Origin of the sequence: Cellulomonas sp. ES6 (assembly GCF_030053835.1) — a bacterium.
GTDB lineage: Bacteria > Actinomycetota > Actinomycetes > Actinomycetales > Cellulomonadaceae > Cellulomonas.
The window spans coordinates 2,623,696-2,643,172 of record NZ_CP125655.1 but is presented as its reverse complement, the minus strand read 5'-3'; the positions used below and the strand labels follow the sequence as shown (position 1 = coordinate 2,643,172).

Genomic DNA, 19,477 nt, shown 5'->3' with positions numbered 1-19,477 from the left:
GCGGTCAGGCGGTGGGCGCCTCGTCGGCGGCCCAGGCGTCCACCATCTCGCTGATGACGTGCAGCACCAAGGTGTGCATCTCCTGGATGCGCGGGGTGGTGGCCGACGGGACGAGCAGCAGGTGGTCGGCATGTTCCCGCGCCGGACCGCCGTCGCCGCCGGCCAGCAGCAGGGTGGTCGCGCCGTTCGCCCGCGCCGCCGCCAGCCCGCCGACGACGTTCGGGGACCGGCCGCTGGTCGTGAACGCCACCACCAGGTCCCCCGGCCGCGCGAGCGCCTGCACCTGGCGGGCGAACACGTCGTCGTAGGCGTAGTCGTTCGCGATGCAGGTCATGGACGTCGGGTCCGTGCTCAGCGTCACCGCGGGCAGCGGACGGCGGTCGCGCTTGTAGTGGCCGACCAGCTCCCCGGTGAGGTGCTGGGCGTCCGCGGCGCTGCCGCCGTTGCCGAACGTGTACAGGGTGCCGCCGGCGGCGAACGTGTCGCGCACCAGCTCGCCCGCCGCGCGGATCTGCTCCGCGAGGCCCGACATCGCGTGGGCGACGTCGGTGTGCGCGGTCAGGTGGGCGTGCAGCCAGTCAGACACGAGCGGCCTCCGGGGCGGTGGGGGGCGGGGGGCCGGCGGACGGGTGCCCGGCGGAGGTGGGCGGGGCGGTCGTGGGCGCGGCGGCATCGCCGACGGCACCGGCAGCGGGCGGCGCGGCGGCCGGCAGCACGTCGAGCGCGATCGCCCCGGCGCCCACCACGCACACCACGTCCCCGAGCGCCGCGAGCGTCACGGTCGCGGCGCGGGCGGCCGGCGGCATCGCCTCACGGGCGACCAGGTCCCGCACCGGGTCCAGCAGCATCGCACCGGAGCGGGTGACGCCGCCGCCCAGCACGACGAGCTCGGGCTCCAGCACGTTCACGAGGTCGGCGACGGCGCAGCCGAGCAGGTCGGTCGTCTCGTCCCACAGGCTCCGGGCGAGCGGGTCCCCCGCCGCGGCGGCCGCGCTGACGTCGGCGGCGGTGACCGCGGGCAGCCCGGCCAGCGTCGAGCCCGGGTCCGCGGCCAGGGCCTCCCCGGCGCGCTGCGCGATCGACGTCCCGGAGGCGTAGGCCTCGATGCAGCCGGCGCGGCCGCAGGAGCACGCGCGCCCGCCCCGCCGCACGGTGATGTGGCCGAGCTCGCCGCCGTTGCCCGCGGCACCGCGGTGCAGCCGCCCGTCGAGGATCACGCCGCCGCCGATGCCCGTCGACACCGTCAGGTACACCAGGGAGCGCAGCCCACGGCCCGCGCCGTAGCGGTGCTCCGCGACCGCGGCGGCCGTCGCGTCGTTCTCGAGCGCGAACGGGACGCCGAACTCCTGCGACGCCAGCGGGCCGATCGGGATGTCGTCCCAGCCCGGCAGGTGCGGCGGAGACTGCAGCAGGCCGGCGGGGGCGTCGAGCGGGCCGCCGCACGCGATGCCGACCGCGCCGACGGGACCGAGCCCGGCCTCGGCGACCGCCTCGTGGCCCATGTCGAACAGCCGGCGGATGACGGCCTGCGGGCCCTCCTCGCGCCGGGTGGGCCGGATGCGCAGGCCGTGCACGGCGCCGTCGACGGTGACGACCGCGACCGCGAGCTTGGTGCCGCCGATGTCGAGCGCCAGGACGGGCTCGGCGCCGGCCGCGCGCGAGGCCCCCGGCGCGGGTGCCGCGGCAGCCGCTGGGCCTGGTGCCGCGTCGCGGGCGACCTGCGCCGTGCGGGCAGGCGCGAGCGGTCGATCCGTCGTCATGCACGTCCTCCAGACCCCCGACGGGGCGCGACGCGGCAGGCGTCGAGCGCGGGACCCCGGCGGTGGCTCGGCGGCTCCTGTGCAGCCGATCCGGCCTGGGATCGATTCCAGAACGAGCATAGGAGGACGCCTGATCGACCGTCAAGCCACGGGGCGGCGATGCGGACAGGGAGGCGGTCCGGCATGCGACGTCAGCATGGGAACGAGTCCAGCCGGCACCGCCTCCTCACCCTCCGCCCGTTCGGAGGCTCCCAACGTGCTGGGAGGTGTCCGCGCGCCATCGGAGGGGTCCGGGGAGGTCTCCGATGACACGCGGGAGTCTCCGTTCGCGTTCGGAGCCTCCGACGGGGGTTCGGAGGTTCCCCACGTGGTGGGAGGTGTCCGCGCGGGATCGGAGGGGTCCGGGGAGGTCTCCGATCCCGCGCGGGAGTCTCCGATCGCGTTCGGAGCCTCCGACGGGATGGGTGGCACCTCTGGGCGTCAGCCTCCCGCACGCCCGGGCCTCGCGCCGCCCGCGCACGGGCCCCGCACCGCCCGGGCACGGGTCCTGTGGCGCCCGGGGGCGGGCCCCGCACCGCCCGGGGGCGGGTCCTGTGCCGCCCGGGGGCGGGACCGGCTCAGACGGTGGCGGGCGGGGCCGTCGAGCCGCGCTCGGCGACGGCGGCGGAGAGCATCACGGTCCGCACGGGCGAATCGGGGCTCTGGATGCGGTCGAGCATCTGCGCCACCGCGGCCTCGCCGAGCGCGACCGCGTCCTGCGCGACGGCCGTGACGCCGGGCCGGACCATCGTCATCCAGGGGGCGTCGTCGAACGACACCAGGCTGAGGTCCTCGGGGATGCGCAGCCCGAGGCCCTGGGCGGCACGCCACACGCCCTCGGCGAGCACGTTGTTGGCGGCGAACACCGCGGTGGGCCGGTCGGGTGAGCCGAGCAGCTCACGCGCGACGCCCTGCGCGGCGCCGACGTCCCAGCCGCCGCGGACCACGAGCTGGTCGTCCAGCGGGATGCCGGCCGCGAGGAACGCGGAGCGGTACCCGACCAGGCGGTCGCGGCCCGTCGTCCAGTCCATCTCGTCGATGAGCAGGGCGACGCGGCGGTGGCCCTGCGCGAGCAGACCGGCGGTGACGCGCTCGGCGGCGGACTTGTTGTCGACCACCACGGCGTCGCAGGCGCCCTCGGCGAACTGCCGGTCGACCTCGATGACGGGGATGCGGTGGCGGGCGAGGTACTCGGTGACCTCGACGGACAGCGGCGTGAGGATGACGCCGGCGACGCGCAGCGCCACGAACGTCTCGGCGGCCTCGAGCTCGGCCTCGACCGACCCGTTGTCGTCGGCGAGCATCATCGCGTAGCCGCGGCGGCGGGACTGCTGGCTGACGCCGGCGGCGAGGTCGGCGTAGAACGAGTTGCGCAGGTCGGACACCAGGACGCCGATGGAGCGGCTGACCTGCTGGCGGAGGTTGCGGGCCATCGCGTCGGGCACGTAGCCGAGCGTCTGCGCGGCGCGGCGCACGCGGTCCCGCACGGCCGGGGCGACGTAGCCGCGGCCGGTGAGCGCGCGCGACGCCGTGGAGCGCGAGACGTCGGCCGCCTCGGCCACGTCCTTGATCGTCGCGCGACGCCCGGCGGTCACCGGGCCCCGCGTCCCCTGCGCGACGGCGTCCATGCGTGCTCCTCGAGCGTCGTCCTCAGTCCCCCGTCACGTCCACGAGAGCCTCGGCGTGCTGACCCAGCCGGAGGTCCCCGATGCTGACGTCGACGGCGAGCCGACGGCGCCGTGCCCCGGGGCCCGTGGGCACCACCTCGAGGTCCACATCGGCCGTCCCGGCGGGCGGGAGGGCGACGACGACCTCGTCGGGGTGCGCGCGCCAGCCTAGCGGCAGCACCGGCCGCACCGTGGCCTTGCTGTCCGCGCGGGTCGGGTTGCGGACGGTCACGGTGAACCGTGCCGGCTCGCCGGCGCGCGCCTGCGACAGGTACGGCGCGATGTGCGCCAGGCGGTCGTCGGCGCCCAGGTCGTACTCGTCGAGCGGCAGCAGGTCGTAGTGGATCTGCACGAGCTCGTCGCCCTCCTGGGCGAGCATGTCGAGGTACGCCTCGTCGACCCAGCGCGGCTCCCAGTGCCCGGAGACCATGACGCCGGGGGCGATCCGCCGGTACAGCGCCGCGGAGTCCCGGTAGTCGGTGATGCGGAACAGGTTCCGGTACTGGTAGTTGAGGATCTCGCGGCGGTGGCCGGGGATGCCGAGGCCGTCCTGCTGGTCGCCGGTGACGAGGACCCGCACGCCGTCGACCTCGACCTCGAACGCCGCGGCGTACAGCGTGTGCCCGGGCAGCTCGTGCACCGTGATCTCGTACTCGTGCCACCGGAACGTCTCCCCCAGCGGCAGCACGCGGTCCACCGGGATCGGGTCGTACCACTGGCAGGGCAGGTCGTGCCGCAGCGGCTCCTCGAGCACCGGCGCGACGTTCTCCGGCGCCCAGATCTGCGTGCCCTCGACCTCGCGCAGCAGGTTCATGCCCGCAACGTGGTCGTCGTGGTAGTGCGTGGGCAGCACCACCTCGACGTCCGTGACGCCGTGGTCCCGGCGCAGCGCGGGCAGGGACGCGAGCCAGGGCCGGCGCGACGCGCGGTCGGTGCCCGTCGGCAGCCCCGTCGTCATGTCGTAGCCGTAGTCCATGAGCAGCGCGGCGCCGTCGCGCGACACCAGCACGTAGGAGCAGGCGTTGGACGACACGTTGAGCAGGAAGTGCTCGGTGATGCGCTGGAACGGCTCGGTCAGGCGGGTGCGCAGGTCCCACGGCTGCGGGCGGCGGGAGTCGACGTAGCCGCGCATGCGGGAGGCGAGCAGCCCGAGCGCGTGCTGCGGGTCGTCCATGGGGGCGCCGTGCGAGGGCAGCAGCAGGTCGAGCCGCTCGTCCATGAGCAGGTAGCAGGACAGGACCGTCATCGCCGGCCCCTCGTTCTCCGTGTACGACCACTGCGTCGCGGCGAGCGACCACACCTTGCCGGGTGCGTAGACGAGGTCCCCCGTGAACGCCAGGCGCCGGCCCGCGCGCTCGACGACGTACGTCACCGAGCCGGTGGTGTGGCCGGGGGTCGGCACCACCTGGACGGCCACCCCGCCGTACTCGCGCACCCGGTACTCCGGGACGACGTCGGCGACGGGCACGGGCTCCAGCAGCGAGAACCGGTCCTGGCGCAGGTTGTAGTCGTTGACCACGGGCCGGGTGCGCCACATCTCGTCGACGTGCTCGAACAGGTCGCGCTCCACCGGCGGGACGTGCACGGCGATGCCGGCGGCGACGGCGCGCGGCAGCCCCTGGCCCTGGTCCCGGTGGTGGTGGGTCATGAGCACGTCGGTGATGCGGTCGACGCCCATCTCGGCGAGGTGGTCGAGCGCGGTGCCGGACCCGAAGTCGACGGCCACCGCGGTGCGCGTGCCGTCGGGGGCGGACTGCTCGGCGCGCACGACGTAGACCTGGCACGTGTCCGCGATGCGGAACACCCCGGGAGCGACCTCGGTGACGGGGGGCATGCGGTTATGGTATCGATTCCAGACGAGGCGGGACAAGAGAAGCGCTGCTCAGGGGCGGTTTCACCCGATCCGCGCCGGTCGTCCGGATCGTCCCGGTCGCCGGGATAGCCGGGGTTGTCCCGGTCCGGGCGGTCGGTACAGTGCCTGACGTGTCGTCGAGCCCGAGCGACCCGCCGCCCGCGAGCCGCCCCGCGCCGGCCGGCTCCGCACCCGCTCGCGCGGCCCTGACCCCGTCCCGCGCGGGCACCGCCGCGCTCGCGACGCTGTTCGCCGTCGTCGTCGCGCAGGCCGCCACCGCCGCCGCCCTGCCCGCCACGTCCCGGCTGCTCGGGCTCGCGGACTGGCAGGCGGGCGTCGTCACGTCCGCCTCCGCGGCGGTCGTGGTGCTCACCAGCCCCTGGTGGGGGCGCCGCGCGGACGCCGCGGGACCCCGGCCGGTGCTGCTGGCCGCGGCGGTGGCCGGCGCCCTCGGCACGCTCGGCGTCGCCGCCGTGCTCACGGTCACCGGGACGCTCGGGCCGGCTCCCGGCTGGGTGGCGCTCCTGGTGGCCCGCGGCCTGGTGTTCGGCACCGCGGTCGCGGCGGCCGGGCCGGCGACGCAGGTGCGGCTGGTGGCGGACTCCGGGTCGGAGCGGGAGCGCGTCGGCTGGATCGCGCGGGCCGGCGCCGTCCGCGGGCTCGGCACGATGGCCGGCGCCGGGCTCGCGGCGGCCCTCGGGGCGGCGGGGGCGGCGGTGCCCGTGGTCGCCGCGCCGCGGCGGTGGTCGCCGCCGGGGTGTGGGTCGCGGCGCGGCGGGACGACGGCGGCGTCGCGTCCGGATCGGGCGACGCGACGGGCGGCGAGCCGGGCGACGGGCCCGCGCCGCCCGGCTCGTCAGCGCCCGCCACGGCCGCGCCCGCCGCGGGTCCGGGCGCGTCCTCGTCGCGCGGCGCCGCCGCCCTGCGCGGCGGTCTCGCGCACCCGGCCGTGCGCGCGGCCGTCGCCGCCTCGGCGGGCGTCTTCCTCGCGATGGCGCTGGTGCAGGGCAGCATCGGGTTCCTGGTGCAGGACCGCTACGGGCTGGCGGCGTCGCGGGCGACCGCCCTGACCGGGACCCTGCTGCTCGTCGCCGGTCTCGGCTCGATGCTGTCCCAGGGGCTGCTGGTGCCGCGGCTCGGCTGGCGGCCGTGGCGGCTGGTGCGCGCGGGTGGCGCCGTGCTGGTCGTGGCGCTCGGGGTCTACGTCGTGCCGCTGCCCGTCCCCGCGCTCGTGGCGGTCGCCCTGGTGTTCGGTGCGGGCGTCGGCGCCGCGGCGGCGGGCTGCACGTCCGCCGCCTCCACGGCGGTGGGGGCGCGGGAGCAGGGCGACGTCGCGGGGCAGGTGAACGCCGCCAACGCGCTGACGTTCGTCGTCGGCCCGACGCTGGCCGCCGCCGCGCACGGCCGGCACCCCGCGCTGCCCGCCGCCCTGGCGCTCGCCTCCGGCCTGCTGGCCCTCCTGGCCGCCCGCGGCCGGCGCTGAGCGGGCCGGTCAGGGCAGCGCCAGCACCTGCCCGGCCGCCCGCAGCTCGTCCTGGAGCGACGCCACGTCCACCGCCTGCACCGCCCGCCCGGACGCGACCGCGCGCGCCGCGGCGAGGCCGGCGACGTGCCCGAGCATCTGGTACTGCGGCTCCATGCGGATCGACGAGAACGCGACGTGCGACGCCGAGACGCACACCGGGACGACGAGGTTGGTGCAGTCCTCCCACCGCGGCACGAGCGCCCGGTACGGGATCGGGTACGGCGGCACCGGCACCGACAGGTAGCCCTCCGTGACGACCATCGCGACCGGTCGCGGGTGCTCGTGCACCCAGCGCCACGTCCGCTGCACCTCGCGCACGTCCAGGTGGTACGAGCCCATCGCGACCACGTCGTGCCAGCGGGCCGGGCGACGCAGGTCGTGCTCGGTCAGCACCACCTCGCCGTGCATCCGGCGCGCCTCGCGCACGTAGAGCTGGTGCGGCAGGTGGCCGGTGTCCGCGAACTCGTCCCGCGGCAGGCCCCAGCGCGCGAGCTCGCGGCGCACGGGCACCGGCACGGCGGGGTCGTGCGTGAGGAACCACAGCAGGTCCTGCGCGTGGTGCCGGTGGTGCCGGCGGATCTCCTCGCGCCGCTGCCTGCCGGCGGTCGGGTACTCCCACGCGGTGCCGTCCAGGACGCTCAGCGAGAACGGGCCGAGCGAGTTGCCGTCGGCCTTGCCGCCGGGCAGGTTCGGCTCGAGCCCCAGCAGGGCGCCCGCCGGCGGCTCGTACCCCTCGGCCGCCCAGTGCCGGAACAGCCGCCGCCCGAGCTCCCAGTGCGCCTCGTCGTAGCCCGGCCGGCGCTCGACGGGCACGCGGTCGGGGGCCGTCGTCAGGCACAGCCGGTAGCCGTAGGACATGACGCCGCCGTCGCCCGATCCCACCGGCGCCATCGGCACGTCGCGCACCTGCGGCAGCACCGCGCCGGCCGTCTCGCCGCCCGGGTCGTCGGTGAACGGCGACACCCACGCCGGGAACGCGTGCCGCCCCGGGACGGGTTCGCGGCGCCCGGCGAAGGTCTCGCCGTGCAGCGACCGGTCCTCCCGCCCGACCGACGACGGCACGCCCGCGAGCGCCAGCAGGTCGCCCTCGTAGGTGGCGTCGACGAACGCCCCACCGGTCCACGTCCGTCCGTCGCGGGTGCGCACGCCCGCGATCGTCGCGTCCCGCACCTCGGCGGCCTCGAGCTCCGCGTCGTGCACCACCTCGATGCGCGGGTGGTCGAGCCAGCGCCGGAAGACCTCCTCCGCGACGTGCGGCTCCGGCCCGGCGTACGTCCCGACCGGCACGCCGTAGTGCGCGGCGACCTCGGCGCGGAACCGGGCCGCCGCGCCGCCGAGCACCCGGACGTCCCCGACGTCGGTGTAGCCGAGCCCGCCCGAGGTCATGCCGCCGACGTGCCGCCCGGGCTCGAGCAGCACCACCGACGCGCCGGCCTCCGCGGCGGCGACCGCGGCGCACACGCCCGCTGACGTGGCGCCGGCGACGACGACGTCGGCGGACGTCACGCGCGCACCCGGGCGCGGTCGGGCGCCGCGAGGCCGGCGCGGTACTCCCGCCACGCCCCGGCGACGAGGGCCAGGTCGTCCGCGCCGAGCTCCTCGCCGCTGCGGTCGATGCGCTCCGCGTAGTACAGCGCCGGCACGCCGCCCTCGGACTGCGCCGCCACGTACGCCCGCCACTGCGCCGCGTCGAGCATCGGCCACTGGTCGGTGTCCACCAGGTGCCCGGGCAGCGCGGCCGTCGCGATGGCCCGCCGCACCCGCATCTGGTCGGCGAGCGGCACGACGCGGTGCGCGGTGTCCCGCTCCAGCACGTCGTTGAGCCGGACCATGTCGCAGACGTCCGCGAACGCCGGGTGCGGCGTGTGCGTGACGACGAGCGCGTCGGGCTTCGCGGCCTTCGCGGCGGCGTACAGGTCGGCCAGCAGGGCGTGCAGCGCGGCGACGCCCCACGGCGCGTCCGGGTCCGCGCCGGCGTGCGGGTGCACCGTGTGGCCCGCGGGCGCGCGCTGCGTGAAGTCGACCTTGAACCCGTCGGCGTCCACCCCGTCCGGCCCGAGCAGCGCGGCGACCGCGCGGCGGACCCGCGCCCGGTAGGCGGGGCTCGCCGGGTCGACGGCCACGGGCCGGCCTGCGGCGTCGACCAGGCACTCCTCGACGGGCAGCCCCTCGGGGTCCCACGCCTTCCACCACAGCAGCACCCGCTGGCCCGCGGCGTGCCGGGCCGCGACCCACGCGCGCAGGTCCGGCCACCGCCGCGGGTCCGGCTCGCCGGTGCCGTACACGGCCTGCCACTTGTCGTCGACGACCACTGTCCCCGGCACGACGTCGTGCGCGGCGAGGCGGGCGAGCAGCTCGTCGTACACGTCCTGCCGGGCGAGGTCGGGCGCGACCGGCAGCCCCGCGGGGACCACGGCGGGGCCGAGGTCCTGGAGGCGGTACGGGTGCGACGCGGGCTCCCCCGGCAGCGGCGCGCGGGCGCACTGCGCGCCCCATCCGCAGAACAGCGGCTCGGCCCACCAGCCCGCGGCGGGGGCGACGGGACCGGCGGGCGCGCCGGCCCGCACCAGGTCCTCCCGGTGGTCCGCGAGCGCCCGCCACGGGTCGGCGGCCGGCCGCAGCACCAGGGCGGGGCTGGTCCAGCGCCCGGCGACGTGGGTGTGGGCGTCGTGGTCGAGCTCCAGCAGGAACCCCCCGTCGAGCGGCTGGTAGCGCAGCTCGGTGAACCGCAGGTCCGCGACGGGCCCGACCACGCCGATCCCGAGCCAGTCGCCCGCGGGCACGTCGAGCGCCGACGCGGCCTGCTCGCGGCCGAGCACCAGGCACAGCGGCGGCGGGGAGAACACCGCGTGCAGCCGGCCCGGCGACGCGTCACCGACCACGCCGAGGGTCGCCGCCGACGCGGCCGGGCGCACCAGGTCCACCGGCTCCGTCGGCGTCGGGACGAACACCGACCGGTGCTCCGCGGACGACCGGAACGTCCCGCCGGCGCCGTTCGGCAGCACCGCCCGGCCGCCCAGCAGCCGCACGTCCGTCAGCACGCCGTCGCCCTCGACCTCCACGACCAGCTCCAGCCGGTCCGGCAGGCACCGCAGCGTGACGCGCCGGCGCGCCCAGGCCGTGCTCGCGCACTCCAGCCGCACCTCGGCCGCGTCGGTCTCGACCGGGTCCGAGCCGACCGGGGTGCCGTCGGCGGCGTGCACCGTGGGGGCGCCGACGTCGAGCGACTCGTCCGCGACGCCCACCCGGTCCACCGACGCCAGCAGGGACAGGTGCGACCAGATGAGGCCGTCCGGGGCGGCCAGCACGGCGCGCGGCGGGTCGGACCGCACCTCCAGCAGGTAGGCGTCGGCGGCGACCGTGCGGGTGCCGGGTCCGGCGGTGATGCGCATGGGGTCCTCGGGGATCTCGGGGGTCGGGGCGGGGGCGTCGGGGGCGTCGGGGCGGGGGCGTCGGGGGCGTCGGGGCGGGGGGCGGAGCCGGGGCGGGTCAGCCGAACGGCGGGATCTCGAGCGGGGCGTCGGGCAGCGTGCCGGTGCGGGCGATCCCCGCGTAGACCCGGCCCGAGTCCTTCACGGTCCGCCTGCCGGTCGCGTAGTCGACGTGCACCAGCCCGAACCGCGGCCGGTACCCGAGCGACCACTCGAAGTTGTCGAGCAGCGACCAGTGCAGGTATCCGACCACCGGGGCGCCGCCCTCGATCGCCTCGTGCACCGCCCGCAGGTGCCCGAGCAGCAGCTCGGTGCGCCGGACGTCGTGCACGCGGCCGTCGCGCGTGGGGCCGTCGCCGAACACGCCGCCGTTCTCGGTGACCATCAGCGGCGTGCCGGGGTGCTCGCGGTGCAGCCGCAGCAGCAGGTCCCGCAGGGCGTCCGGCACGATCTCCCAGCCCTCGTCGGTGCGGGCCACGTCGCCGGGCGGCCCCACCACCCGCCACGGGAAGGGTCGGCCCGGTCCGGTTCCGGCCGCCGCCACGACGCGGCGGGTGTAGTAGTTGACGCCGATCCAGTCCTGCCGGCCGCCGATCTGCTCCTCGTCCCCGGGGAGGATCACGTCGTCCAGCGACCGCCCGAGCGCCCGCTCGTAGTGCGCGCGCACGTCCGCGGGGTAGCCGCGACCGGCCAGGGGGTCGAGGTACCAGCGGTTCACGTAGCCGTCCGAGCCCCACGCAGCCGCGGCGTCCTCGTCCGAGCCCGTCGCCGGGTCGCACGGGAACAGGCTGAGGGCGCAGCCGGTGCGGGCCGCGGGCGCGTGGGCGTGGATCGCGTCGGCGGCGGCGCCGTGGCCGAGCAGCACGTGGTGCCCGGCGGCGACCGAGGCGCCCAGGTCGGCGACGCCCGGGGCGTGCAGGCCGAGCTGGTAGCCGAGGAGCTGCACGATCCACGGCTCGTTCTGCGTGACCCACCACGTCACGCGGTCGCCGAGGCGGGCGGCCACCGCGTCGGCGTACTCCGCGAAGGCGGCCACGCTCGACCGCCCCGCCCAGCCGCCGTCCGCCATGAGCGCCTGCGGCATGTCCCAGTGGTTGAGCGTCAGCACCGGCTCGACGCCGCGCTCCAGCAGCGCGTCGACGAACCGCTCGTAGTGGTCCAGGCCGCGCTGCTCGATCCGGCCGCGACCCTCCGGGACCACCCGGGACCAGGCCACGGAGAACCGGTACGCGCCCAGGCCCAGCCCGTCCACCAGGTCCACGTCCTCGCGCCACCGTCGGTACGAGTCGCACGCGCGCGACCCGTCGCCGCCGCCCTCGACGGCGCCGGGCCGGGACGCGAACTCCTCCCACACGGACCGGCCGCGGCCGTCGGCGTCGAGGCTGCCCTCGACCTGGTAGGCGGACGTCGCGGCGCCCCACAGGAAGCCGGAAGGGAAGGTGACGGTCACGGCAGGGGCTCCACGGTGGTCGGGGCGGGGGCGGTCGGGGCGGACGTCGTCGGGTCGAGCGTGGTCGGGGTGAGGTTCCACGCCTCGAGGGTCAGCGGTCGGCGTGGCGGGACGCCGCCCGCCGCCGCGCCGTCCGGCCGGTCGCCGCGCCAGCGCGCCCGCAGCCGCCGGGTCGCGCCGGGCAGCAGCGGCCGGGGGTCGCCCTCGAGCACGGCCCACCCGGGCGCGCCGGCAGGCCGGGCGTCGAGCAGGGCGAGGCCGACCACCGCCGGCCCCGCGCGGTGGGTGACGGTCACGACGACGGCGTCCTCCTCGGACGGGTCGGCACGGTCACGCGGGTCGCCAGGGTCGGACGGGTCGCGCGCGATCCCGACGTCGACCGTCGCGGGTGGGAGGTCCAGCAGCGGCGACAGGTCGGCGGCGGACGTCGCGACGACGACCTCGTGGTCCAGCGGCGTGCCGTCGGGCGCGGCCCACTCGACCTCCCACAGCAGCACCTCCGCCTCCGGCAGCACCGCCGCCGGGCAGCGCAGCTCCCCGACCGGGCGCGGCTCGGCCACCGGCTCCGGGACGTGCCAGCGGCGCTCGGCGAGCACGGCGCCGTCGGTCGCACGACGCAGCCGGGCCGCGACGCGCGACCCCCGCTGGACGCCGGCGTCCGACCACAGCCACACCTGCGCGACGGCGTGCGACCGGCCGGCCCAGGCGCTGGTCGCGGTGCGCAGCGTCGCGCGGTCCGGGGCGAACGCCCGCGCGACCGCGTGGTACGCCGGCTTCGGGTCGCCCAGGTGGTCCACGACGGCCGTGCACCAGGTGTTCGGGTACGACTCGGCGAGCTGCCACGGCAGCACCAGCGAGCAGCGCGGCCACCGCCGCCGGTCCGCCTCGACCGCGTACGCCAGGCCGGTCGCCTGCAGGTGCTGGCTCGCGCGGCGGTACCCCTCGACGTCCGCGAGCCGCCCGCCGAAGCACTCCTGCACGAGCGGGGCGTTGTCCCACCACTCCCCCAGGTGGCGGTGCACGGGGTTCGACCGGTCGAGCGGCCAGACGTCCGCCGCCGGCACCAGGTGGTCCAGCAGCCGGCGGTTCGCCATGCCCTCGACGCCGAACTCGCTGTGCGCCAGGCACGTGCCCGCGTCCGCGAGCGCGTGCTGCCCCGTCAGCCCCTGGTGCTCCCACGGCCCGTGGACGTCGTGCTGGTCGTCGGGGGCGGCGGCGATGACGTCGGCGCGGTGGTGGAACGCCGGGCCGGTCGGGGACGTCGGCAGCCAGGACCGGCCCGGGTCCAGGCGGGCGACCTCGTCACGCAGCGCCGCGAGCGCCGGCGAGCGGTCCTCGTCCAGCGGGACGCCGCCCTCGTCGAGCTCGTTGCCGCCGCCCCACAGCAGCAGGCTCGGGTGGTGCGTGCGGGCCGGGACCAGGGCGGCGGCCTCGCGCCGCAGCAGGTCCACGAACGCGGCGTCGGCGGCGGGCGCGCTCTGCATGCCCGACGACGACTGCGAGAACTCCTGCCACACCAGCAGGCCCGCGCGGTCGCACGCGTCGTAGAGCTCCTCGGTCTCGACCAGGCCGCCGCCCCACACCCGCAGCAGCGCCGCGCCGGACCGGGCGGCCAGGTCCACCAGGTGCCGCACCCGCGTGGGCGGCACGGCGCCGTACTGCGCGTCGGCGGGCGCCCAGTTCCACCCGACCAGCGGCAGGCGGACGCCGTTGACCTCGGCGGTGTAGCCGCGGGCGCCGGCCGGCGCGCCCGCGTTCGGGACGAGACGAGCCGTGCGGAACCCGACGGTGCCCGACCACAGCGTGCGACCCGCGGCGCGGAGCCGGACGGTGTACGTCGCGGGGACGCCGAGCCGGGCCGGCCACCAGCGCGCGGGGCGGTCGACGGGGACGGTCACGGCGAGCGCGCGCCCGGCACCGGGGCCGGGGAGGTCGACGGCGGCGCTCGCCACGACGCGGCCGGCGCCGTCCAGCACCTCAGCGACCACCCGCGCCGGGCCGTCGTCGGCGACCTCGACGGTGCCGGTGACGCGGACGAGCCCGTCGGCGTCGGGGAGCAGGTCCGCGCGCACGGCGGCCGACGCCAGGTGCACCCGGTCCACCACGACGCGGGCGCTGCGCCACAGCCCCTGGTGCGGCAGCCTCGGGCAGAAGTCCCAGCCCTCGGTCATCCGCGGCCGGTGGGTGCGGACCCGCTCGGTGCGCCCGACCTGCGGCTCCGACCGCGGCAGCGGGTCCACGACGACGGCGAGCCGGTGAGGCCCCGGCACCGTGCGGGCCTCCGGGACCTCGGCGCGCAGCCGGTGGTAGAGCCCGTCGACGCGGCCGATCGCCTCCCCGTCCCAGAACAGCGTCCCGGACGGGTCGACGCCGTCGAGCTCCACGACGACGCGGTGCCCGGCAGGGACGGGCGGCAGGTCCACGACGCGCCGGTGCACCCAGGACCGCGCGCCGGTCCACTCGGCGGCGCGGCTGCTGCGCCCCCGGTACGGGTCCGGCAGCTCGCCCGCGGCGGCCAGCGCGGTGACGACCGAGCCCGGGACGGTCGCCGGCCACCAGCCCGGGGTCGTGGCGGCGGCACGGGCGGCGTCGGCCGCGTTGTTGAGGCCGTGCGCGCCGCCGTCGACGTACCACTGCCAGGTGTCGCCGAGCGCCTCGCGCAGGAACCAGCCGTCGCCGTCCAGGTCGAGCACCCGCCCGGCGTCGGGGTCGGCGTCCGGCGAGGTCAGGGGATCTGGCATCGATGCCATATGAGAACGAAACCACACGCTCCGGAGGCGGGGCAAGGGCGGTGACGGCGTCAGCCCGCGAGCGCCGCCAGGTCCGCCAGGTCCGCCACCGAGGCGAACCGCCGCTCCCCCTCCGGCCCGCCCGCGACGTCGACCACGAACCCCTGCCTCCCCGGTGTCACGTCGACCGTGAGCACCGCCGCGGCACCGGCGTCGCCACGCCACGCCAGCTCGAGCCGACCCTCGCCGAGCTCCCGCGCCGTGAACTCCCCCGCGAACGCCGGGTGGGCCGTCCGCAGCGCCACCAGGCCGAGCTGGGCGCGGGTGACCTCCCCCGTGAGCGCCTCGGCGAGCTCGCCGGGCGTGTAGACGTGGCGGTTGACCTCCCGCCCCTGGCCCGTCGCGGCGTACCGCGGCATGTCGTTGGTGCCGGCGAGCAGCCCGACGTAGTAGATCTGCGGCCGGCCGGGGACGAACAGCTGCACGCACCGGGCCAGCAGGTACGCGGTCGCGTCCTCGCCCAGCACCGACCAGAACGTCGAGTTGACCTGGTGCGGCAGCGCGGCCCACGCGACCCGCGCCGACGCCTGCGCCGACTCGCCGCCCGTGCGCCGCTCGGCCTCCGCGAAGACGGCGGCCATCTCCTCCGCGCTGAGGATCCCCGGCCGCTCGCCGGACGGCCCCGCGTCGATGACCCCGATGCCGTCGTGCGTGTCCAGCACCGTGACGGCGTTCGCCGGGCGGATCGCGAACCAGTGCGCGAGGCGGTCCGTGGCGCCCGTCGCCAGCGCGTGCAGCAGCAGCGGCGGCAGGGCGAAGTCGTACACCAGGTCCACCAGGGGCGCGATCGCCGCCTGCTGCGTGTGGTGGGCGTGCACCTCCACCAGCACCTGCACGCCCTCGGCGTGCGCGAGGGCGGTGATCTCCTCGACGAAGCCCAGGGTGTGCTCCGTCATGAACGAGTCCGTGCCCGGCGTCTTGACGGCGTACCCCACGGCGTCGAGCCGCACCGTCGACACGCCGCCCTCGCGCAGGGTCCGCAGGATGCGCCGCAGGTAGTCGCGCGCCGCCGGGTGGTGGACGTCCAGGTCCACCTGCGTCGGCATGAACGTCGTCCACACCAGGCGCCGGGTGCCGTCGGCCCGCTGGTACGGCGTGAACGGCAGCCCCAGCCGCGGGCGGTAGAACGCCGTGATCGCCGCCTCGTCCGCGCCGTGCGGGAACACCGTGTCGAACGTGAGGAACATGCCGTCCGACGGGGACCGCGGCCCGCGCGCCAGCCAGTCGCGGAACTCCGCCGAGTCGGCCGAGACGTGGTTGACGATGAGGTCCGCGGTGACGTTCACGCCCGCGTCGGCGAGCGCCCGCACGTCGTCCCAGGTGCCGAGCCGCGGGTCGACCGTCCCGTGGTCCACCGGGTCGAACCCCGCGTCGTCGCCGTCGAACGGCACGAAGAACGGCAGCAGGTGGACGCCGCTGAACACCGCGAGCGGGCCGCCCGCGAGCAGCGCCCGCACGCCGGCCAGGTCGGGCGTCGGCCCGCCGAGCCGCTCGGTGTACGCCAGCAGGTGCACGCCGTGGTCGTCCACGTCCGTCCTCCTCACCGTTCGCCGGGCACGCGCCCGGTGGTCGTCGCGAGCGCCCGGACGAGCGCCGCCACCCCGCCGGCGGGCGAGGTCAGCACCGGCACCGCCGGCTCCGCGAGTGCGGCGGCCCCGGCCATCGACGCCTGCGCCAGCACCACCACGTCGGCCCCGCGTGCGGCGTCGGCCACCGCCTCCGCGACCAGCCGGTCCGCGCGCTCGCCGTCGCCGGCGTCCCGCGCGGCGGCGGCCCCGTCCACCACGCCGGCCTCGACGTCGACGTCCGCCCCCGCGTCCGCCGCGGCGCGCTGCACCAGCCGGCCGGTCGGCCCCAGGGTCGACGCCAGGGTCGCCAGGACCGCCACCCGGCCGCGCGCGCCCGGGGCGGACGCGAGGGTCACGGCCTCGCGGGCCATGGACGCGTCGACGCGCAGCACCGGGACGTCCACCGTCGCCGCCGCGGCCTCGGCGGCCTCACCGATCGACGAGCACGTCACCAGGACCGCCGTCGCACCCGCGTCCACCAGGTGCCGCACGTGCGCCGCGACGGCGGCCTCGACCTGCGGCGTGACGCCCTGCGCCACCGCCGTCGCCAGCAGCCAGCCGTCCACCACGTGCAGCCGGCGCAGCAGCGGCGCCGCGGCGTCCACGTCGGCGTCGAACCGCTGCGCCAGGGCGGGGACCGTGTGCAGCAGGCCGACGGTCCCGGCGGACCCGGGCGCGGGCGACGCGGGCACTGGCGACGCGGGCACTGGCGACGCGGGCGCGGACGGCCCCGGCCCGGTGGTCACGCCGCGCTCCACGGCCGCGCCTCGGCGTCCACCAGGTCGACCAGCGCGCGCAGCCGCGGCACCGAGACCTCCGCGAGCGCCGCGGGGACGTCCGGCCGCCCGACGACGTCGCTCCACAGCGCCCGGCCCGCGAGGAACCCGCTCGCCCCGCCGCGGCACGCCGCCCGCACCGCCCCGGCGAAGTCCTCCCGGTCCACGCCCTGCGACAGCACCACCCACGGCCCGGTGATCGACGCGCCCAGGGCCGCGCAGGCCCGCTCCAGCTCGGCGGCCGGCGCGCGACCGCCCAGCGGCACCTGCACCTTGTACAGGCTCGGGCCGAGCGGCGAGAGCTCCCGGGCGGCCTCGGCGATCGCCGCCTCCTGGTCCCACGTGCCGGCCGCCAGCTCCTCCGGGGTGGCCCGCACGACGGGCTCCAGGACCGACAGCACGCCGCGCGAGGCCGCCACCTCGATGAACCGGCGCGCCAGCTCGACGCGCTGCTCCCGCCGGGCGTCGCGCCGCCAGATCACCAGCAGCTTGAGCGCGACCGCGCCGTGCAGGTCGGACTCCGGGGCCACGACGACGTCGTCCAGCCCGGTCTCCTCGACCGGGCCTCCGGGCTCCTGCTCGAGCGCGTCCGCCGCGAGGATCAGCCCGCAGGACGCGGGCAGCAGGGGCGCCGCCCGCTCGACGCCCATCTCCCGGTCGATGAGGAAGCCCGACGCCAGCGGCGACAGCGCGCGGGCGACGGCGAGCTTGAAGTCGACGAGCGTCGCGTGGTCGGGACGGCCGGCACCCGCCTGGTCGAACATCGTGCGCAGGCTCTCGCGCTGGTCCATCGCCACCATCGCGAGCGCCCCGGACGGGCGGGCGATGGCGTCGAGCGTGGGCGCGGCGGCGGTCGGGTGGGTCACGGGCGGGCCTCCAGGCGGTGCGGTGCGGGGGGTGCGCGACGGGGCGCGGGCTCGGGGGTCGGGGCGCCGGGCGCGGGTGGCCCCGGGGTGTCGGTGCCGGGCGCGTCGGTGCCCAGCGGGGCGGAGGCGGGCGCGTCGGTGCCGGGCGCATCGGGGCCCGGCCTCTCGGTGCCCGGCCCGTCCGCCCCCAACGCAGCCCGGACGAAGCGGTCGAGCGCCGCCCCGGCGCGGGGGTCGGGGTCCGGGACGGGGCTGCCGTCGGGCAGGCCGGGGAGCAGCGGCAGCGTCGGCGCCTCGCCCGTGCCGAGCAGCCCGGCGCGGTGCAGGGCGAGCAGGGCGGCCCCCGCGGCGACGGGCTCGGCGCCGTCCACGAGCCGCACGGGCACGGGCCCCGCGAGCGCCTTGGCGCGCATCCACGCGGTGTTCCGCCCCGCCGGACCGCCGAGCACCCGCACCTGCCGGGGCCGGTGGTCGGGACCCGCGAGTCCGGCCTGGACCTCGAGCATCCACCGGGCGTGCAGCGCCAGCCCGTCGACCATGGCGGACGCCAGCGCCACCGGCCCGTGGCTGCCGCGGTGCAGGACGGCCGGGCGGGCGCCGGGGTCGGGCTCCGGCGTCTGCCGCCCGCTCACGTAGGGCAGCACCACCACGTCGTGCGGGCGCTCGTCCGCCGGCAGGGCCGCGACGGCCGCGAACAGCGCGTCGGCCGACCAGCCCGGGGCCTCGTGCTCCAGCCACCACCGGACCATCGCCCCGGCGCTCGACGACCCGGCCAGCAGGGCGGGCAGGCCCGCGACGGTCCGGACCAGGCTCATCCCCGCGCGGGCCACGTCCGCGCGGACGGGGTCGGCGGCGAGCACGGTGCACACGGCCTCCGCGGTCCCGATCGAGTCGGCGACGTCCCCCGGCGCCCGGACGCCGGCGGCCCACGCACCCACCGCGTGGTCGTGACCGGCTACGGTGACGGGCGTGCCCCTGCGCACACCGGCCGCGGCCCAGGCCGGGGCGCTCACGGTCCCGGCGACCGCGTCGGGCGGCGCGACCCTGGGCAGGTGCTCCGGGCGCAGGCCGACCTCGGCGAGCAGGTCGGCGTCGAACCCGTCGGGCAGCGGCACGCCGGTGGCCGGCAGCCGGTACGCCATGGTCCGCCCGGCGAGCGTGTGGTCGGTGACGAGCTCGCCGGTGAGCCGCAGGGCCGCGAGGTCGGCGACGCCGGCCCACCGGTGCAGCGCGGCGCGCGTCGCCGGCTCGTGGGCGCCGAGCCAGGCGAGCGTCGCGAGCGGCACCTTCGCGCTCGGGCGCACCCCGGTCGCCTCGAACAGGGCGGTCGCGCCGAGCCGGTCCGCGAGCGCGGCGGCCTCGGCGGCGGCCCGGTGGCCGTCCCAGCGGAGCCACGGTCCGAGCGGCCGGTCGTCCGCGTCGAGCGGGACGCCGGTCTCGGCCATCGAGGCCAGGCCGACGGCCTCGGGCACGACGGCGGACCCGGTGCGGCGCGCGGCCGCGGCGAGCGCCCGGACGGCGAGCTCGCGCAGCGTCCGGTCGAGGGCCGCGGGGCCGGGCGTCGGGGCCGACGCGACCGCGAGCAGCACGGGCGCGTCCGCGCCGTCCTCGGGCACGTCGACCACCGCCACCTTGACGTTGGTGGTCCCGACGTCGATGCCGAGGCCCACCCGGCGGCGCTGACGACTCACCCGCACAGTGTGTTCGTTATCGAACACTTCGGTCAACCATGTCCGACGATTGACAACCCACGA

General features: G+C 77.8%; 13 protein-coding genes. 1 reads left to right on the top strand and 12 read right to left on the bottom strand.

The window, feature by feature from the left end; all coding sequences use genetic code 11:
* Positions 1–4: 4 nt before the first annotated feature.
* The 4 genes from P9841_RS12225 to P9841_RS12210 form a co-directional block, all read right to left on the bottom strand.
* A complete protein-coding gene (locus P9841_RS12225; protein WP_255595836.1) occupies positions 5–586 on the bottom strand; it encodes a D-sedoheptulose-7-phosphate isomerase in 582 nt (193 codons plus the stop codon).
* Positions 579–1,760, bottom strand: a complete 1,182-nt coding sequence (locus P9841_RS12220; RefSeq protein ID WP_283318950.1) for an ROK family protein — start codon at positions 1,758–1,760, stop codon at positions 579–581. The genes P9841_RS12225 and P9841_RS12220 overlap by 8 nt, the downstream gene beginning before the upstream one ends.
* 617 nt (positions 1,761–2,377) lie before the next feature.
* Positions 2,378–3,427, bottom strand: coding sequence for a LacI family DNA-binding transcriptional regulator (locus P9841_RS12215; protein ID WP_283318949.1), 1,050 nt, complete (start codon positions 3,425–3,427; stop codon positions 2,378–2,380).
* A 22-nt stretch (positions 3,428–3,449) separates the two neighbouring features.
* On the bottom strand, positions 3,450–5,300 hold the full coding sequence (locus tag P9841_RS12210) for an MBL fold metallo-hydrolase (protein WP_283318948.1): 1,851 nt from the start codon (positions 5,298–5,300) through the stop codon (positions 3,450–3,452).
* A 760-nt stretch (positions 5,301–6,060) separates the two neighbouring features.
* Between P9841_RS12210 and P9841_RS12205 the strand changes: the two genes are divergently transcribed.
* A complete protein-coding gene (locus P9841_RS12205) occupies positions 6,061–6,801 on the top strand; it encodes an MFS transporter (protein ID WP_283318947.1) in 741 nt (246 codons plus the stop codon).
* A 9-nt stretch (positions 6,802–6,810) separates the two neighbouring features.
* Here P9841_RS12205 and P9841_RS12200 read toward each other — a convergent pair whose 3' ends face one another.
* The 8 genes from P9841_RS12200 to P9841_RS12165 all read right to left on the bottom strand — a co-directional run bounded on the left by P9841_RS12200 (position 6,811) and on the right by P9841_RS12165 (position 19,414).
* Positions 6,811–8,349, bottom strand: a complete 1,539-nt coding sequence (locus P9841_RS12200; RefSeq protein WP_283318946.1) for an FAD-dependent oxidoreductase — start codon at positions 8,347–8,349, stop codon at positions 6,811–6,813.
* Entirely contained in the window at positions 8,346–10,235 is a 1,890-nt protein-coding gene (locus P9841_RS12195; protein ID WP_283318945.1) for a hypothetical protein, read from the bottom strand. Before P9841_RS12195 ends, P9841_RS12200 begins: the two co-directional genes overlap by 4 nt.
* Before the next feature lie 97 nt (positions 10,236–10,332).
* Positions 10,333–11,724, bottom strand: a complete 1,392-nt coding sequence (locus P9841_RS12190; RefSeq protein ID WP_283318944.1) for a GH1 family beta-glucosidase — start codon at positions 11,722–11,724, stop codon at positions 10,333–10,335.
* Positions 11,721–14,465, bottom strand: a complete 2,745-nt coding sequence (locus P9841_RS12185) for a glycosyl hydrolase 2 galactose-binding domain-containing protein (RefSeq protein WP_283318943.1) — start codon at positions 14,463–14,465, stop codon at positions 11,721–11,723. Before P9841_RS12185 ends, P9841_RS12190 begins: the two co-directional genes overlap by 4 nt.
* 59 nt (positions 14,466–14,524) lie before the next feature.
* Positions 14,525–16,042, bottom strand: a complete 1,518-nt coding sequence (locus P9841_RS12180; RefSeq protein ID WP_283318942.1) for an alpha-amylase family glycosyl hydrolase — start codon at positions 16,040–16,042, stop codon at positions 14,525–14,527.
* 11 nt (positions 16,043–16,053) lie between these two features.
* Positions 16,054–16,827: an aspartate/glutamate racemase family protein gene (locus tag P9841_RS12175; RefSeq protein ID WP_283318941.1), complete on the bottom strand. Its 774-nt coding sequence runs from the start codon at positions 16,825–16,827 to the stop codon at positions 16,054–16,056.
* On the bottom strand, positions 16,824–17,723 hold the full coding sequence (locus P9841_RS12170) for a hypothetical protein (RefSeq protein ID WP_283318940.1): 900 nt from the start codon (positions 17,721–17,723) through the stop codon (positions 16,824–16,826). The genes P9841_RS12175 and P9841_RS12170 overlap by 4 nt, the downstream gene beginning before the upstream one ends.
* A complete protein-coding gene (locus P9841_RS12165; RefSeq protein ID WP_283318939.1) occupies positions 17,720–19,414 on the bottom strand; it encodes an FGGY-family carbohydrate kinase in 1,695 nt (564 codons plus the stop codon). Before P9841_RS12165 ends, P9841_RS12170 begins: the two co-directional genes overlap by 4 nt.
* Positions 19,415–19,477: the final 63 nt, after the last annotated feature.

Excerpts from the sequence above, each read along its gene's own strand:
- P9841_RS12215 (WP_283318949.1), bottom strand. The coding sequence starts at position 3,427 with ATGGACGCCGTCGCGCAGGGGACGCGGGGCCCGGTGACCGCCGGGCGT.
- P9841_RS12210 (WP_283318948.1), bottom strand. The coding sequence starts at position 5,300 with ATGCCCCCCGTCACCGAGGTCGCTCCCGGGGTGTTCCGCATCGCGGAC.
- P9841_RS12220 (WP_283318950.1), bottom strand. The coding sequence starts at position 1,760 with ATGACGACGGATCGACCGCTCGCGCCTGCCCGCACGGCGCAGGTCGCC.
- P9841_RS12185 (WP_283318943.1), bottom strand. The coding sequence starts at position 14,465 with ATGCCAGATCCCCTGACCTCGCCGGACGCCGACCCCGACGCCGGGCGG.
- P9841_RS12195 (WP_283318945.1), bottom strand. The coding sequence starts at position 10,235 with ATGCGCATCACCGCCGGACCCGGCACCCGCACGGTCGCCGCCGACGCC.